We start from the raw sequence: 15476 nt of genomic DNA on the forward strand, positions 1-15476 counted from the left end.
CCACATGTAAAAATTGTTTCATTGCTATTAATAGAGATGGAGAAAAATGGAAAAAGGGTAGTGAGACGCGACAATGAATCACTTTCCCGCCAGTATCATAAAGCTGGAAAAGGACTATGAAATTTCGATGAAGAAGCTTTGTTCGTAACGGTTCTATTAATGCAGAATTGCACAATTAATTGTGCAGTAGGTGAAGAAAGTAAGTGCAAAGAACGGGTTTTCTGAAGCGCTGGGCAAGAAGCAGAGGTTTATATGGAAGGTGAAATTTATAATATTTTCAAGAATAAACTTGACAAATCACGGCATGTGGCCGCTTGCATTACATAAAAGTTATGCACCTTCGGCCAATGCGTTACAATTACTCGTTCAATAGCAAACTTTTGTCGCTGAACCATATAGATGCGACGAGCAAAGGCCGTGCGCGAGAAAAACTGCTGCTCTGCTTTATCTGCCGGCACCGGCATGTCAAATTCCCATACAGTCGGCTGGGTGTATATGGCAATCCTAGCAGCAGGCTTGCAGCCTGAAGGCGCGTACGGCAAACCCGATTCAACCCTGCTGGCGTTGCGGCCCGGGCACGGCAAGCCCAAGGGTGTGTGCACCGGCCGAACTTACGATTCAAGAAATAGAGCGGATTTTAGCCGCGGCTAGCCGGGCGCCCTTTCTCCCGCCACAGCTCCCGAAACGACTTTTGTGCTATGTGCAGGCTTTCGCGGCGCTTGCTCCAGCCCACCTGGCCCAGCAGGCGCTGCAGGCTCCAGTCTTTTACCGTCCCTGGCAGCAGGTCCAGGGCCCAGCGGTGCTGCATGCTCCACTTCCACAAGCCAATGGCCAGCTTTTCCTCGGCGGGGGCATGGCCTTCATTTACGCTTTGCTGGCGGTTGAGCAGCAGCAGGTTGTGCAGGTTAATACGCACCGGGCACACGCTGGTGCAGGCCCCGCACAGGCTGCTGGCATAGCTCAGGTGCTTGTGTTCGGGCAGCCCGCTCAGGTGGGGCGTAATCACCGAGCCGATGGGCCCGGAGTAGGTGGTTTCGTAAGTATGCCCGCCAATGTTTTTGTACACCGGGCACACGTTGAGGCAGGCGCCGCAGCGAATGCAGCGCAGAGCTTCGCGCTTGTCGGGCTGGGCCAGCAGGTTGGTGCGGCCGTTGTCGAGCAGCACCACCACCATTTCCTCGGGGCCGTCGGCCTCGCCGGGCTGGCGGGGGCCGAAGTACAGGGTGTTGTACACCGTCACCTGCTGGCCGGTGCCGCTGGTGCTCAGCAGGGGCCAGAACAAATCCAGGTCGGTGAGGCGCGGAATTACCTTTTCGATGCCCACCACGGCAATGTGCAGCCTGGGAAAGGCCGCCGACAGGCGGGCATTGCCTTCGTTTTCGGTGATGGAGATGGCCCCGGCCTCGGCTACCAGGAAGTTGCCGCCCGTCACGCCCACCTCGGCCGTGGTGTACTTGTGGCGCAGCAGGTGCCGGGCCGTCAGCACCAGGGCCTGGGCGTCGTCGGTGCTTTCCGTGCCCAGGTGCTTCACGAAGATGTCGTTGATGTCGGCCTTGCTCAGGTGCATGGCCGGCGTCACAATGTGGTAGGGCCGCTGCCCGTTCAGCTGCACGATAAACTCGCCCAGGTCGGTTTCTACCGACTCTATTCCCTGCTTGGCCAGGTACTGGTTGAGGTGTATCTCCTCGGTGGTCATGCTTTTGGCTTTCACCACCGTGCGGGCCTGCCGGGCCTGCATCAGCTGGCCAATCTCGGCCAGGGCTTCGTCGGCATCCCGGGCCCAGATAACCCGGCCGCCCCGGGCAGTAAAAGCCTGCTCAAACTGCAGCAGGTACTCGTCGAGCTTTTCCAGCACGCTGGCCTTGAGGTAGGCGCCGCGGCTGCGGGCCAGCTCGTGGTTGGCATAGTGGCCCATGCCGGTGGCCACGGCCGCATCGTACTTGCCGATGTTGAAGCGGATTTTGCGGCGGTGCTCGCGGTCGAAGGCTTTCGTTTCGGCGTCGAGCTGAAACTGTTGGGCTTTTATCATTTTACGCAGTGTTTCGCAGTGTAAAAAAACGCAGTGTTCCGCAGTGTTGTTCAGAACGACACTGCGGAACACTGCGTCAACCACCGCGAAACACTGCGTGAAGCGTGGCTTAAGGCTTATTGGAGTCCACCAAAATCCGCTCTTCGCGGTTGGCCAGCTCCCAGGCGGTATGAAACACCAGCCGGGCCCGCTTCTCCATCTTGTCGAACTGGATTTTCTCGACTTCGTCGGTTTCCTCGTGGTAGTCGGCGTGCACGCCGTTGAAGTAAAATGCCACCGGTACTTTCTTCACAGCAAAGTTGTAGTGGTCGGAGCGGTAGTAGAAGCGGTTGGGGTCGTTGGGGTCGTCGAAGCGGTAGTCGAGGTCGAGCTGGGTGTACTGCTTGTTCTGGGCCTCGTTTATCACCTTCAGCTGCGAGGCCAGCTTGTCGGAGCCGATAACGTACACGTAGTCGGCCTTGCCTTCGTGCTCGGGGTCGGTGCGGCCTATCATGTCCACGTTCAGGTCGGCCACGGTGCTGGCCAGCGGGAAGATGGGGTGGTTGGAGTAGTATTCAGACCCGTAGAGCCCTTCTTCCTCGCCCGTCACGCTCAGAAAGAGCAGGCTGCGGCGCGGGCCGTGGCCTTCCTTTTTGGCGCGGGCAAAGGCTTCGGCAATGTTGATAATGGCCGAGGTGCCCGAGCCGTCGTCGTCGGCGCCGTTGAACACCTTGCCGTCTTTCACGCCCAGGTGGTCGTGGTGGGCCGAAATCACCAGTACCTCGTCTTTCTTGTCGCTGCCTTCCACGTAGCCCAGCACGTTTTCGGTGCCGAAGGGCGTGCGCTGCCGCGGCGCCTTAATGCGCAGCTTGCTTGCCTTGAACGATGCCGCCACGGGCTGCTTTTGCTCGGCCGTCTTGGCCGTGTACTTCGCAATAGCGCCCTCGTTGGTACCCAGCAGCTTGTAGCCCACCGCCGGCGACACAAAGAAGGAAGGAGCCCGGTCGCTGCGCTCGCCGGCCATCATAATGCTGGGCCGGTTGATGTAGGGCGCGAGGCGGGCCGCCAGCTTGGCGAAGTTGCTGTTGGGGTTGAAGTCCACAAAAAACACGCTGCGGGCGCCTTTCTGCGCGGCCAGGTCGGCCTTGGCCCGGTAGTCGCGGCTCCACTTGGTGGAGTTGCCGTCGGGGCTCAGCACGGGCTTGCCGCTGGCATCGCTGGGCTCACCCAGCAGCATAATCAGGTCCTTGCCGGCTACGCTCTTGCCCTTGTAGTCGGAGTAGCCGTCCTGCTCGATGCCGTAGCCCACAAACAGCGGCTGCACCTCCGTCTCCTTGGTAAAGCCCGCATCGCCGAGGCCGTAGAAGTCGGTCATCCACTTATAAGTAGTGCCGCCCACTTTCAGGCTGGCACCTTCGGCCCAGGTCACGTGCTCCAGCTGAAAGGTTTGCAGGTAGGGGCCGCCTTCCTTTTGCACCGGGCCGGTCAGGCCGGCCTCCTGAAACTGCCTGGCGATGTAGGCGGCCGCCATGTGCTGCCCTTTCTCGCCGGTTTCGCGGCCCTCGTACTCGTCGGAGGCCAGCACGGCCAGGTGGGTGCGCAGCCGCTCGGCCGTCACCTGGGCGCCGTAGTGGGCGTTCCAGTCGGCATCCACCGGGGCCTGCCGGGTGGGTGGGGTAGCGGTAGCGGGCACGGTGGTGGTTTCAGCAGGCTTGGCACTGCTCTTCACCTTGATTTTGGTCTTGCTGGGCGTCTGGGCCGTGGCGCAGGCGCTGGTAAACGCCAGCAAGGCCAGCAGAAATGATTTTTTCATATGGGTTGAACTATGCACCAGGCGCTGGAAAATAAATCAGGCAAGAATCTACGCTGCTACGATAAGCACGGTGGCGTAGGCGGCCACGCCCTCCTGCCGGCCCACAAAACCCAGCTTTTCGGTGGTGGTTGCTTTAATGGAGATGTCGTCGGCGGGAATGTCCATCACCTCGGCCAGCACGCGCTGCATCTCGGCAATATGTGGGTTCACCTTGGGCCGCTCCAGGCAGATGGTGGAGTCGATGTTGCCCACCTCGTAGCCCTTGGCCCGCAGCAGGCGCATCACCTCGGCCAGCAGGCGCTTGGAGTCGATGCCCTTGTACTGCGGGTCGGTGTCGGGAAAGTGAAAGCCGATGTCGCGCAGATTGGCGGCCCCCAAAAGGGCATCGCAGATAACGTGAATGAGTACGTCGGCGTCGGAGTGGCCCAGGGCGCCGTGGGTGTGGGGAACCTGAATGCCGCCGAGCCAGAACGGCAGGCCCTCGCGCAGCTGATGAACGTCGTAGCCGAAGCCGGTGCGGATTTTCATGAAATGGAAGTAGAGAATGGGCCGCAAAGGTATTGGGGCCGGCCCGTTGGCCGCCAACCGGGCCGCGGCCCGGCTACAAAGCAAAAAATCTATCTACGGGTAAAGTAAAGCCCCGGCTTATGCGTCCCCAGAGGACGCGGAACTATTCGAACCGGAAATCGGATAACAAAAAAGTAATGGAAACTTTGGGCACGTAAAAAGTTTCCATCGTATCTTTGCCCCGCAAATCATGGAAATCAAAGACCGAATCATTAACCACGCTACCGCGCTTTTTATGCGCAACGGCATTAAAAGCGTGAGCATGGACGACATCGCCGCCAGCATGGCCATGTCTAAAAAGACCCTCTACAAATGGTTTGAAAACAAAGACCAGATTGTACTGGCCACCATGGAGCAGCACCTGGCCAAAGTGCAGAGCGAGTGCCAGGGGGTAGTAGGCCAGTCGGCCAATGCGGTAGATGAGATGGTGCACATCACCGACTGGGTAGAACAGCAGGTAATCGGCGTTCACCCGGGCATCTTCTTCGACCTGCAGAAATACTACCCGGCAGCCTGGCAGCTGTTTGCCACCCACAAAAGCACCTTCATTCTCAAGCAGCTCACCCAGAACCTGCAGCGGGGCATGGCCGAGGGCCTGTACCGCCCCGACCTCGATGTGGAAGTGCTGGCTCGCCTGCACCTGGCGCAGATAGACCTGATGTTTAACCCCGAGGTGTACCCGCCCGGCCAGTTTGCCCCCCAGCGCGTGAGCCGGGTGTTTGATGAGCATTTTCTGCTGGGAGTAGCTACCCTGAAAGGACACAAGCTCATCAATAAATACCGCCACGTTATTGAAGAAGAATAATTCGTTCCCGCACCCCTCACCCACGTTTCTCACCTTTTCTGCTTACCCCTTTCTCCTTTTTACCCTAAATGAAAAAGCTGTTTCAACCCAAGCTTCTGCTGCTGGCGGCCCTGTTGGGCGCCGCGCCGCGGGTGCTGCTTGCCCAGAATACGCCGGCTGCCCTGCCCCAGGCCCCGCCCACGGGGGGTACCATGGCCCTGAGCCTGTCGCAGGCGGTGGACTATGCCATCAAAAACAAATCCAGCCTGCTGGCTACCCGCCTGGGCGAGGAAACGGCCCGGGCCCGGGTGGGCGAAATCCGCTCCATCGGCCTGCCCCAGGTGAACGTGAGCGCCAACCTGGCCGACAACTTCAAGCTGCAGAAGTCGCTGGTAAGCTTCCCCGTGACGCAAACCGTGCTGACCTCGGGCGACCTGAACAACGCCAACTCCGGCGAGCGGGTAGTGCTGGGCACCCAGAGCCTGGCCCTGCCGCCCCAGCCTTTCGCCTTTGGCCTGCAGTACGCCGGCTCGGCCACGGCCAGCGTGTCGCAGCTGCTCTTCGACGGCTCTTACCTCATTGGCCTCAAGGCGGCCAAGGTGTACGAGGACCTGGCCAAAAAGCAAACCCAGCAGGCCGAGATTGACGTGGTGGAGCAGGTAAGCAAGGCCTACTACAGCACGCTGGTGGCCCGCTCGCGCCTGGCCCTGCTGGGCCGCAACGTGCAGCGCCTCGACACCGTGCTGAGCCAGACCAGCGCCGTATATAAAGCTGGCTTTGCCGAAAAGCTCGACGTGGACCGCCTGCGCGTGCAGCTCAACAACCTGAAGGTAGAGCAGCAGAAAGCCCAGCGCCTTACCGACCTGAGCCTGGCCCTGCTGAAGTTTCAGATGGGCCTGCCCCAAAGCCAGAACATCGTGCTGAGCGACTCGCTGGGCGCCGCCGTGGTAGATGCCGGTGCCCTGCGCAACAGCCTGGGGGCCGCCAGCTTCAGCCAGGGTGGGGGCGCCAACGGCACCACGGCCCTGCCCGGCCAGCCAGCCACTACGCCCGGCACCGGCAATGCCACCGAACAAACCCGCCAGGACCAGCAGACGGCCCTCAGCGGCGGCCGACCCTCGCAGGTGGCTGCGGCCATCAACTACAACAACCGCATCGAGTTTTCGACCCTGGAAACCCAGCAGGCCCTGGCCGGCCTGGATTTGCGCAACCGCCGCGCTGGGGCCTACCCCCGCCTGCTGCTCACCGGCGCCTACGGCTTCAACGGCTCATCCCGGGAGTTCGGCGAGCTGTTCGCCTTCCGCGGGCCCGACTCCCGCGCTGCCAACGGCTTCCCCAACCAGAACTGGTTTGGCTTCGGCAACGTGGGCCTGACCCTGCAGGTGCCCGTGTTCGACGGCTTCCGCCGCAAGTACCTGGTGCAGCAGTCCCGCATTCAGCAGCAAACCATTGAGCGAGGCTTCGAAACCCTGCGCCAGAGCATCGACATGCAGGACGCCCAGAGTCGCGCCGCCCTCGTCAATGCCCTCGATGTGCTCGACAACCAGAAGGCCAACCTGGAGCTGGCCGCCGATGTGGCCCGCGTCACCCGCATCAAGTTCAACGCCGGCGTGGGCTCCAACCTGGAGGTTATCAACGCCGAAACCGAGCTGCGCACGGCCCAGACCAACTACTACGGCGCCATCTACGACGTGCTGGTGGCCAAGGTAGACCGCGACAAAGCCACCGGCCAGCTCTACAGCCAGGTAAAGAAGTAATTCACGGCCAGCCGGGCAGCAGCGCCATGCGCCGCATACCGCCCCAGGCCTTTCACTTATGCGGAAGCAAGCCCTGGGCTTGCTTCATCCAACCCGAAAATAAAAACTCGCTTCCCATGCGTTTCTATAAAACACCTTCTGCTGCCCTCTTTTTCGCCAGCGCCCTACTGTTGGCGTCCTGCGGCGGTGCCAAAGACCCCAAGGCCGAGCTGGCCAAGCTGAAACAGGAGCAGGCCGCCAACGCGGCCAAGATTGCCGAGCTGGAAGCCAAAGCCGGGCCGGCCGCTACGCCCGCCGTGCAGGCTACCCCGGTTTCCGTAATGAATGTGCAGCCCGAAAGCTTCAAGAGCTACCTCGAAGTGCAGGGCCGCGTCGACTTCGACCAGAATGCGATAGTGAGCTCCCGTGCGGCCGGCACCCTCACCAGTCTGCGCGTGCAGCGCGGCGACCGGGTAAGCAAAGGCCAGGTGCTGGCCACCGTGGATGCCTCCATCCTCGAAGCCGGCATTGCCGAGCTGCGCACCCGCATGGAGCTGGCCAAAACCGTGTACGACAAGCAAAAAGGACTGTGGGACCAGCAAATCGGCACCGAAATTCAGTACCTGCAGGCCAAGAACAACTACGAGGCCCTGCAGCGCAACCTGGCCACCCTCAACCGGCAGCGGGAGCTGTATAATGTAGTAGCCCCCTTCAGCGGCACCGTAGACGAGGTGCTGCCCAAGCTGGGCGAGGTAACCGCCCCCGGCGCCCCCATCGCCCGCCTCACCAGCGGAGCCGGTGGTAAAATCCTGGCCGATGTGTCGGAGGCCTATGGCAACAGCATCAAAGCCGGCGACAAGGCCCTGGTAACCATTCCCGACCTGGGCGGCGAAGAAATTCCGGCCACTGTGCGCGTGGTAAGCCGCGCCATCAACGCCACCAGCCGCACCTTCACCGTGGAGCTGCGCCTGCAAGGAGCCAAAGCGGCCGACCTGCGCCCCAACATGGTGGCCACCGTGCGCATTCTCAACTACAACCGCCCCAACGCCACGGTTATTCCGGTGGACCTGGTGCAGAAAGACGAGCAAAACAGCTACGTGTATGTAGTGGCCCAGGAAGATGGCAAGGCCGTGGCCAAGAAGCGCATCATCAAAACCGGCAACACCTACAACGGCAAGGTGGAAGTAACCAGCGGCTTGTCGGCCAACGACAAGGTGATTTCAGCCGGCTACCAGAACCTCAACGAGGGGCAGATGGTAGCCGTTGCCGCTAGCTAGCCGGCAACACCGGGCTAAAAGCAACTTTTCCGCTTTTTCATTAAGAAGAAAGTCATGCAAGACTTAGAAAGAGAATTCGGGCCAACCAGCTGGTCCATTAACAACAAGACCAGCATCTACATTATGACGGTGATACTCTGTATTGCCGGCATATTCGCCTACATCAAGCTGGGCAAGGAGAAGTTTCCGGATATCGTGATTCCGCGCATCATCGTGGCCACGATTTACCCCGGCACTTCGCCCACCGACATTGAAAACCTGGTGACGCGCCAGCTGGAAAAGCAAATCAAGGGCGTGAACGGGGTGAAGCACATCAATTCCACCTCCAACCAGGACTATTGCATCCTGGACGTAGAGTTCAACTCCGGCGTGGATGTGCAGTACGCCAAGCAGCTCATTAAGGACGCCGTCGACAAAGCCGGCACCGAGCTGCCCAACGACCTGCCTTCGCCGCCCTCGGTAAAGGAAATCAACCTTTCCGAGCAGCCCATCATGTTCGTGAACCTGAGCGGCAACCTGCCCGCGGTGCAGCTTAAGAAGTACGCCGACGACTTCCAGGACAAGATTGAGGCCCTGTCCGAAATCACCCGCGTCGACATCGTGGGCGCCCTGGAGCCCCAGGTGAACGTGGACGTGGACATGATTAAGCTGCGGGCCTCGCGCCTGAGCTTCGGCGACATTCAGCGGGCCATTGGCTACGAGAACGTGACCATCTCGGGCGGCACCGTGGAGGTGGGCAACCAGAAGCGGGCCGTGCGCGTGGCGGGCCAGTACAGCAAAGCCGCGGATATCGCCAACATCCAGGTGAAAAACCTGAACGGCGCCGCCGTGCGCCTTGGCGACATCGCTACCGTCCAGGACGGCTTCAAAGACCGGGAAAGCTACGCTCGCCTCGATGGCAAAACCGCCATCACGCTGAATGTGGTGAAGCGCCAGGGCGAAAACCTGATTGACGCCTCCGACAAAATCAAGAAAATCATTGCCGACTCCAAAACGCAGCTGCCCAAGGAGCTGAACATCACCGTGACCGGCGACACCTCCAACGACACCCGCGTCACGCTGCACGACCTTATCAACACCATCATCATCGGCTTCCTGCTGGTGACGCTGATTCTGATGTTCTTCATGGGCACCACCAACGCCCTGTTCGTGGGCTTGTCGGTGCCGATTTCCATGTTCCTGGCCTTCCTCATCATCCCCGTGTTCGGCTTCTCGCTGAACATGATTGTGCTCTTCGCCTTCCTGCTGGCCCTGGGCATTGTGGTCGACGACGCTATTGTGGTTATCGAAAACACCCACCGCATCCTGCACGAGCACCCCAAGCTGACCACGGCCAAGGCCGCCAAGTTTGCCGCCGGCGAGGTATTCGTACCCGTGCTGGCCGGTACGCTCACCACCGTGGCGCCTTTCGTGCCGCTGCTGTTCTGGCCCGGCATCGTGGGCTCGTTCATGTACTACCTGCCCGTTACGCTCATCGTCACCCTGATGTCGTCGCTCGTAGTGGCCTTTATCATGAACCCGGTGTTCGCCGTGAGCTTCATGCAGCGCGAAGACCACCACGCCGAGGACAACCAGCCGAAGATGACCCGCGGCTTCCTCATCGCCATGGGCGTACTCGCGCTTATTGCCGTGCTGGGCTACGTCTTCCGCTCGCCCTTCACCGGCAACCTGATGCTGACCATCATCCTGCTGTGCTTCCTTAACAAGTTCGTGTTTGTACGGATGATAGCCTGGTTCCAGACCCGCGCGCTGCCACGCTTCCAGAATGGCTACGCCAACCTGGTGCGCTGGGCCATTGGCCACCCGGCGCTGGTGATGATTAGCATGGTGGTGTTGTTCGTTCTCTCGGGGGTGGCAGTAAAGGTTAGAAATCCCAAAGTGGCCTTCTTCCCCAAGGGCGACCCGAAGTTTATCTACACCTACGTGAAAATGCCGGTAGGCACCCGTGTGGCCGTGACCGACTCGGTAACCCGCCTGCTCGAAAACCGCATCTACGGCGTTATCGGCCGCAACAACCCCGACGTGGAGTCGGTGATTACCAACGTGGCCCTGGGCGCTACCGACGGCTCGGAAGGCGCCTCGGGCGTGGCCCAGTCGCACCTGGGCAAGGTGGGCGTGGCCTTCAAGGAGCTCAGCGAGCGTAAGGGGCCGGCCACCGGCACCTACATGGACAAAATCCGCGAAGTGGTGAAGGGCATTCCCGGCACCGAAGTGTCGGTCGACCAGGAAGCCAGCGGCCCGCCCACGGGCAAGGAAATTGCCATTGAAGTAGCCGGCGACGACTACCCCACGCTGGCCAAGCTCTCCAAGAAGGTGACCCGCTACGTCGACTCCCTCAAGATTGGCGGCGTGGAGCAGCTGCGCTCCAACCTCGAAGACCGCAACCCCGAAATTGCCGTCAACATCGACCGCACCCGGGCCAACCGCGAAGGCATCAGCACCGCCCAGATTGGCATGGAAGTGCGCACGGCCATCTACGGCTCGGAAGCCAGCAAATTCAAGACGACGGATGACGAGTACCCCATTCAGGTGCGCTACGCCCAGCCCTACCGCTCCGACATCGACGCCATCGTGAATGCGCCGCTCACCTTCCGCGACGCTACCGGGCAGGTACGGCAGGTGCCCATCAGCGCCGTGGCCGACGTCACCTACGGCACCACCTACGGCGGCATCAAGCGCAAAGACGTGAAGCGCGTGATTACCATCTCCTCCAACGTACTCAGCGGCTACACCGGCCCCGACGTGGTGGCCAACATCGAGACGGCGCTGAAAGCCTTTCCCACGCCGCCCGGCTACACCATCCGCATGGGCGGGGCCCAGGAAAATCAGAAAGAAACCAGCGACTTCCTGCCCCTGGCCGGTGCCCTCTCGCTGGGCCTCATCTTCATCATTCTGGTTACCCAGTTCAACTCGTTCAGCAAGCCGCTCATCATTCTGTCGGAAGTGCTGTTCTCCATCGCCGGCGTGCTGTTCGGCCTGGCCATTACCGGCATGAACATCAGCATCGTGATGACGGGCGTGGGCATTATCGCCCTGGCCGGCATCGTGGTGAAGAACGGCATCCTGCTGGTCGAGTTCACCGACATCCTCCGCTCCCAGGGCATGCCCCTGCGCGAAGCCATCGTGCTGGCCGGCCGCACCCGCCTCAACCCGGTTATCCTCACGGCCACGGCGGCCATCCTGGGCCTGATTCCGCTTGCCATTGGCCTGAACATCGACTTCTACGAACTGTTCGCCTCCGGCAACCCCCACTTCTTCATCGGCGGCGAGTCGGTCGTGTTCTGGGGCCCGCTGGCCTGGACCATCATTTTCGGCCTGAGCTTTGCCACGCTTATCACCCTGGTAGTGGTGCCGGTGATGTACCTGCTGAGCGAAACGCTGAAAGGAAAAATTACCGGAAAAAATCCCGACACCATTGCAACCAATCAGGCCGAGGCTGACTCTGAAGAAGTGAAGGCCCACGAGCCGGCTGTACTGGCCTAAGCATCTTGTTCGTTACGGCTGCCTGCTAGTGGCTTTTTAGAAACCCGGCAGGCAGCCTCCAACAGAAAACCTGCTACTCCCAAGCCAGCCTTTTTTTGCAAATCAATATGTACGTATCCACCACTACCGCCGCCCCCGCTGCTTCCATCGAGCAGCAAGTGTTCCGCATCATCAGCAAGCGCAAAGCCATTCGGGCTTCCCGCGTCCGTAAAACCGCCAGCCTATCCCGCGACCTGCGCTTCGACACCGTCGACGTGGTGGATATCATCCTGGAGCTGGAGCGTAACTTCCACATCACCATTCCCGATGAAGTGCCCTTGTACACAGTAGGCGACTTCGTGCGCTACGTGCGCGACCACGCCGCAGCCGCATAAGGCAGGGTGTGGAAACGGAATGAAAAAGCCCCGGCAATGCAATTGCCGGGGCTTTTTTTAGGTTTGGAGCGATTAGCGGACGTTACCGCCGGTGTCCAGGTTGCTGGCATCGGTGCCGTTGCGGCTGCCTTCCCAGGCCCGCACCGTGGGGCCGTTGGTGTCATCGGAGGGCGTCGCGTCGGGGCCGGCCTCGTGTACCGGGCGTGGGCTGCTGCTTTCCGGCGAGCCCAGGCCCGAGTCGGTGTTCGACTGCGTAGCGGGGTTACCGGGCAGGTCGACTGTGCCGGCGTTCTTAGCCGACTCACGCGCGGGCTCGGGGTGCTCTGGCATAACTGTGGCCGAGGTGGGAGTGGAGCTCATGGCCGCAGCAGCCTTTTCAGCGGCCTCTTTGTGGCTGTGGTCAATGGTGGCAGCTACCAGGGCCGGGCGGGTTGTTTCCCACTCATGGAATTTATCGAGCTCCGATTTGAGGGTAGTAGAAAACCAGGCGACCAGCGCTACATCATCGAGCAGGCCCAGAACAGGAATGAAGTCCGGAATCAGGTCGATGGGGCTAAGGAAGTAAATAAGCACGGCGACGGCGGCGGCCACGGTGGTGCCCGGTACGCCGGTGTACTCGCCCGACATGGAGGCTTTGATAAGGCGAAACAGGGTTTGCAGGGTTTCCCAGGCTTCATGGGCCAGGGTACCCACCTCGTTCTTCTCGCTGGCTTTGTGGTAAGCATCGGTCAGCAGCTGCTTCATGCGCGTCGGCTGGCGGATGTAGCCCTCGGCTTTGCCTAAGAACTTTTTAAATATGTCGGAGCTGGCAACATCACTGCCACTGGGCGGGGTCTGCGGGTTTTGAGGCACGGGCGTAAGAAAAAAGAAGCGGGGTGAAGGTAGCGTAGTCCTTAGAAATAAGCACTACGTAAGCAAAGGAAAACCTAAATGGTCTACTAGTCAATTAACTCAGTTGGTAGATGCCGGTGCTTGCTTTCCATCTGCTAGGAAGAAGACGGAGCGAGGAGCAGCACCTTACTGCTATAGTACTGACTTTGCCCGCGCAAAGTTTTAAGCAAAAAGCCCGTTTTACGTGGTAAAACGGGCTTTAACAAAATAGAAGATGCCTGAGGCAGGGAACGGCTTATTCGAACACCTTCACCACAAATACATAGTCCTGCAGCTTTTTCAGCTGCTGGGGGCGGGTGTTGCCGGTAAGCTGGTTGGTTTTGGGCAGGTGGTAAGGAGCCGCCGGGCTGGCCGCCTTCAGCGAATCGACCAGGCGCATAAGGCAAGACGACTTGGTGGCAAAGGCGGCGCTTTGCACGTCGTTCTGCCGGCCACTCACTACCCCAATCAGGTTGCCCTTGTCGTCGAGCAGCGGCCCGCCCGAGTTGCCTGGGTTTACCGGAATGCTAATCTGATAAAAGGTAGTATCGCCGCGGAAGCCCGAGCGGGCACTGAGCGAGCCTTCGCCATATACGACGTCTTCACGGGGGTAGCCCAGAGTATATACCCGCTCACCCAGGTCGGCCTGACCAGCCTTGAAAGTATAAGGCAGCCGCCCGAAGCCGTTGAATTTCCTGTCGGTGATGCGCAGAATGGCCAGGTCGTGGGATTTGTCGGAGTACACCGGCTCGGCATGGTAGCGCTGTAGGTCCCGGCTTTCAATCATCACCGAGTCGGCCCCGGCAATTACGTGGTAGCTGGTTACCAGGTAGCCATCGGCTGTGAGAGCGAAGCCGGTGCCGCTAAACTTGCCGTTGTTAACCGGTGGCACCGGAACGCCAATCTCGTTGATAGTGCGCGAAAGAACCTTCTGGCCATTTTTTAGCTTGTCTACCTCGCGGCGCAGTATGGTGTAGCCGTACATCGACGGTTGGGTTTTGGAGGCCCGCCACATCTCGACGCCCAGCAGGGAGCCAAAAACTGCCAGTATAGCCACCGAAGCCGCAACGCCGATAGTGGCGCGGTGCCCGTTCCAGAAGTTGCGCAGGGCCTGCTCGGTGCGGGAGATGCGCAGCATGGGGTTTACCGAGCGGGTGAGGGGCGAGGCGACGGAGGCCGCCAGCGGCTCGTCGGCCGCTTCGGGGGCCAGCATGGCCGCGTGAATGCCGCGCAGCTTACGGCGGGTAGCCTGCCGCTGCCCAAAGGCGCGCAGGGTGCTGGTGAGCTCCACAAAGTCGGCGTAGCGCAGGGCCAGGGCGGGGTCGGCGGCCAGGCGTGCTTCCAGGTCGGCCCGGGCGGGCGCGGCCAGCTCGCCCCGGTCGTAGGCTTCAAATAGAGCGTAGTAATCGGCTTCCGTCTTCATAGGTAATCTTCCCGGGCAGCGTTCAGCGTGTCTCTTCTTCCTTGTAATGGGCGAAAAACAGCTTCTTCAGGCGCACCAGGCACTTGTACTTCTGGTTTTTGGCGTTGTCGGCATTGGTATAGCCAAACTCCGCCGTTAAATCCTGCATCGATTTGTCGAGCAGGTAAAATCCTTCTAAAAGCGAGCGGCAGGGTTCTCCCAGGTGGGTCAGCGCCTCGCTCATGGTGGCAAAGCGGCGGTCCTGCTCTTCGGCGGCCAGAAGGTCGTCCTCGGCTCCGGTGTGGAGGTAGGGGCCGTGCTCCTCATCGTCCAGCAGGCGCACACCGAAGCGGCTCTTGCTGGTCAGGCGTTTCAACCACAGGCGGCGGCACACGGCATAGAGGTAGGTTTTAATCTGGCAGCTCAGCTCCAGGGAGCCTTCGCGCACCTTCTCATAAAACACCATCACCCCCTCCTGGTACACATCCTGGGCGTCGTCTTCGGAGCCGCTGTTCTGCAGCACGAAGTGCGACACCATGGGCCAGTGCAGGCGGTAGAGGTGGGCCAGGGCCCGCTCATCGCCGCTATGAATAGCCGCAATCAGCGCGTCGTCGGTAGTCAAAGAAGAAGAAAGGTTACCCCTGCTCATTCACTTTGGTTTTAATACTGAAGTGGGTCGTTTGTAACCCACTCAAAAAAAATTTTTCTCAGGTGGGTTACCTTTTTCCCAACACCGGATAAAGGGCGCTTTTTAGTTAAAACCCAATTTCAAACTTACCCCTAAAATGAACAACCTGTTCAAAGTTGCTGCCCTGGGCCTGGCCCTGACTGCTGGTCTGACTTCTTGCGAGTCGAAGACCTCGACCACCGAGACCACCACCACCGAGAACACCGAAATGAGCACCACCACTACCGACAGCACTGGTGCTGCCATGGGTGCTGAAGGTGCTACCACGGCTGGTGCTACCACCACCGAAGGTGCTGCCACCACCGCTGGTGCTACCACCACCGAAGGTGCTGCTGCTGGCTCTACCACCACCACGACCACCGAAGTTAAGTAATTCGATGCTGACCTAGCGTCAGCAGAAGAATAAGCAAAAGCCCGGATTTCCTGATGGAAGTCCGGGCTTTTGTTTTATGGTGTTGAGAGCCAGGTATTCGA

General features: G+C 60.1%; 11 protein-coding genes and 1 pseudogene. 6 read left to right on the top strand and 6 right to left on the bottom strand.

What is annotated here, in order from left to right; translation table 11 throughout:
- Window positions 1-637 precede the first annotated feature (637 nt).
- The 3 genes from ABD919_RS06005 to ispF all read right to left on the bottom strand — a co-directional run bounded on the left by ABD919_RS06005 (window position 638) and on the right by ispF (window position 4349).
- On the bottom strand, window positions 638-2029 hold the full coding sequence (locus tag ABD919_RS06005) for a LutB/LldF family L-lactate oxidation iron-sulfur protein (protein WP_345234719.1): 1392 nt from the start codon (window positions 2027-2029) through the stop codon (window positions 638-640).
- A gap of 109 nt (window positions 2030-2138) precedes the next feature.
- Window positions 2139-3821 carry a M28 family peptidase gene (locus ABD919_RS06010; RefSeq protein WP_345234721.1) on the bottom strand — a complete coding sequence of 561 codons (1683 nt, stop codon included), beginning with the start codon at window positions 3819-3821 and terminating at the stop codon, window positions 2139-2141.
- A gap of 48 nt (window positions 3822-3869) precedes the next feature.
- The gene (gene ispF, locus ABD919_RS06015) at window positions 3870-4349 is read right to left on the bottom strand and encodes a 2-C-methyl-D-erythritol 2,4-cyclodiphosphate synthase (protein ID WP_345234724.1); all 480 of its coding nucleotides are present in this window, start codon (window positions 4347-4349) and stop codon (window positions 3870-3872) included.
- 229 nt (window positions 4350-4578) lie between these two features.
- Between ispF and ABD919_RS06020 the strand changes: the two genes are divergently transcribed.
- The 5 genes from ABD919_RS06020 to ABD919_RS06040 all read left to right on the top strand — a co-directional run bounded on the left by ABD919_RS06020 (window position 4579) and on the right by ABD919_RS06040 (window position 12042).
- On the top strand, window positions 4579-5193 hold the full coding sequence (locus tag ABD919_RS06020) for a TetR/AcrR family transcriptional regulator (RefSeq protein WP_345234726.1): 615 nt from the start codon (window positions 4579-4581) through the stop codon (window positions 5191-5193).
- A 68-nt stretch (window positions 5194-5261) separates the two neighbouring features.
- The gene (locus ABD919_RS06025; protein WP_345234728.1) at window positions 5262-6929 is read left to right on the top strand and encodes a TolC family protein; all 1668 of its coding nucleotides are present in this window, start codon (window positions 5262-5264) and stop codon (window positions 6927-6929) included.
- Window positions 6930-7045: 116 nt separating this feature from the next.
- Window positions 7046-8185 carry an efflux RND transporter periplasmic adaptor subunit gene (locus ABD919_RS06030; RefSeq protein WP_345234730.1) on the top strand — a complete coding sequence of 380 codons (1140 nt, stop codon included), beginning with the start codon at window positions 7046-7048 and terminating at the stop codon, window positions 8183-8185.
- A gap of 54 nt (window positions 8186-8239) precedes the next feature.
- Window positions 8240-11668, top strand: a complete 3429-nt coding sequence (locus ABD919_RS06035) for an efflux RND transporter permease subunit (protein ID WP_345234732.1) — start codon at window positions 8240-8242, stop codon at window positions 11666-11668.
- Between the two features lie 107 nt (window positions 11669-11775).
- Entirely contained in the window at window positions 11776-12042 is a 267-nt protein-coding gene (locus ABD919_RS06040; RefSeq protein ID WP_345234734.1) for an acyl carrier protein, read from the top strand.
- A gap of 489 nt (window positions 12043-12531) precedes the next feature.
- On the opposite strand, the pseudogene ABD919_RS23940 reads toward ABD919_RS06040, so the two are convergent.
- From ABD919_RS23940 to ABD919_RS06055, 3 genes and pseudogenes are all read right to left on the bottom strand, one after another.
- A pseudogene (locus tag ABD919_RS23940) lies at window positions 12532-12786 on the bottom strand (YkvA family protein); the annotation flags it as partial.
- 382 nt (window positions 12787-13168) lie between these two features.
- On the bottom strand, window positions 13169-14335 hold the full coding sequence (locus tag ABD919_RS06050; RefSeq protein WP_345234735.1) for a trypsin-like peptidase domain-containing protein: 1167 nt from the start codon (window positions 14333-14335) through the stop codon (window positions 13169-13171).
- 22 nt (window positions 14336-14357) lie between these two features.
- On the bottom strand, window positions 14358-14963 hold the full coding sequence (locus tag ABD919_RS06055) for an RNA polymerase sigma factor (protein WP_345234737.1): 606 nt from the start codon (window positions 14961-14963) through the stop codon (window positions 14358-14360).
- A 136-nt stretch (window positions 14964-15099) separates the two neighbouring features.
- Between ABD919_RS06055 and ABD919_RS06060 the strand changes: the two genes are divergently transcribed.
- On the top strand, window positions 15100-15375 hold the full coding sequence (locus ABD919_RS06060; protein ID WP_345234739.1) for a hypothetical protein: 276 nt from the start codon (window positions 15100-15102) through the stop codon (window positions 15373-15375).
- The last annotated feature ends 101 nt before the right edge of the window (window positions 15376-15476 follow it).

The sequence above is a fragment of the Hymenobacter saemangeumensis genome, from assembly GCF_039541835.1.
GTDB lineage: Bacteria > Bacteroidota > Bacteroidia > Cytophagales > Hymenobacteraceae > Hymenobacter > Hymenobacter saemangeumensis.

Excerpts from the sequence above, each read along its gene's own strand:
- ABD919_RS06055 (WP_345234737.1), bottom strand. The coding sequence starts at position 14,963 with ATGAGCAGGGGTAACCTTTCTTCTTCTTTGACTACCGACGACGCGCTG.
- ABD919_RS06020 (WP_345234726.1), top strand. The coding sequence starts at position 4,579 with ATGGAAATCAAAGACCGAATCATTAACCACGCTACCGCGCTTTTTATG.
- ABD919_RS06050 (WP_345234735.1), bottom strand. The coding sequence starts at position 14,335 with ATGAAGACGGAAGCCGATTACTACGCTCTATTTGAAGCCTACGACCGG.
- ABD919_RS06025 (WP_345234728.1), top strand. The coding sequence starts at position 5,262 with ATGAAAAAGCTGTTTCAACCCAAGCTTCTGCTGCTGGCGGCCCTGTTG.
- ABD919_RS06030 (WP_345234730.1), top strand. The coding sequence starts at position 7,046 with ATGCGTTTCTATAAAACACCTTCTGCTGCCCTCTTTTTCGCCAGCGCC.
- ABD919_RS06040 (WP_345234734.1), top strand. The coding sequence starts at position 11,776 with ATGTACGTATCCACCACTACCGCCGCCCCCGCTGCTTCCATCGAGCAG.
- ABD919_RS06010 (WP_345234721.1), bottom strand. The coding sequence starts at position 3,821 with ATGAAAAAATCATTTCTGCTGGCCTTGCTGGCGTTTACCAGCGCCTGC.
- ABD919_RS06005 (WP_345234719.1), bottom strand. The coding sequence starts at position 2,029 with ATGATAAAAGCCCAACAGTTTCAGCTCGACGCCGAAACGAAAGCCTTC.
- ABD919_RS06035 (WP_345234732.1), top strand. The coding sequence starts at position 8,240 with ATGCAAGACTTAGAAAGAGAATTCGGGCCAACCAGCTGGTCCATTAAC.
- ABD919_RS06060 (WP_345234739.1), top strand. The coding sequence starts at position 15,100 with ATGAACAACCTGTTCAAAGTTGCTGCCCTGGGCCTGGCCCTGACTGCT.
- ispF (WP_345234724.1), bottom strand. The coding sequence starts at position 4,349 with ATGAAAATCCGCACCGGCTTCGGCTACGACGTTCATCAGCTGCGCGAG.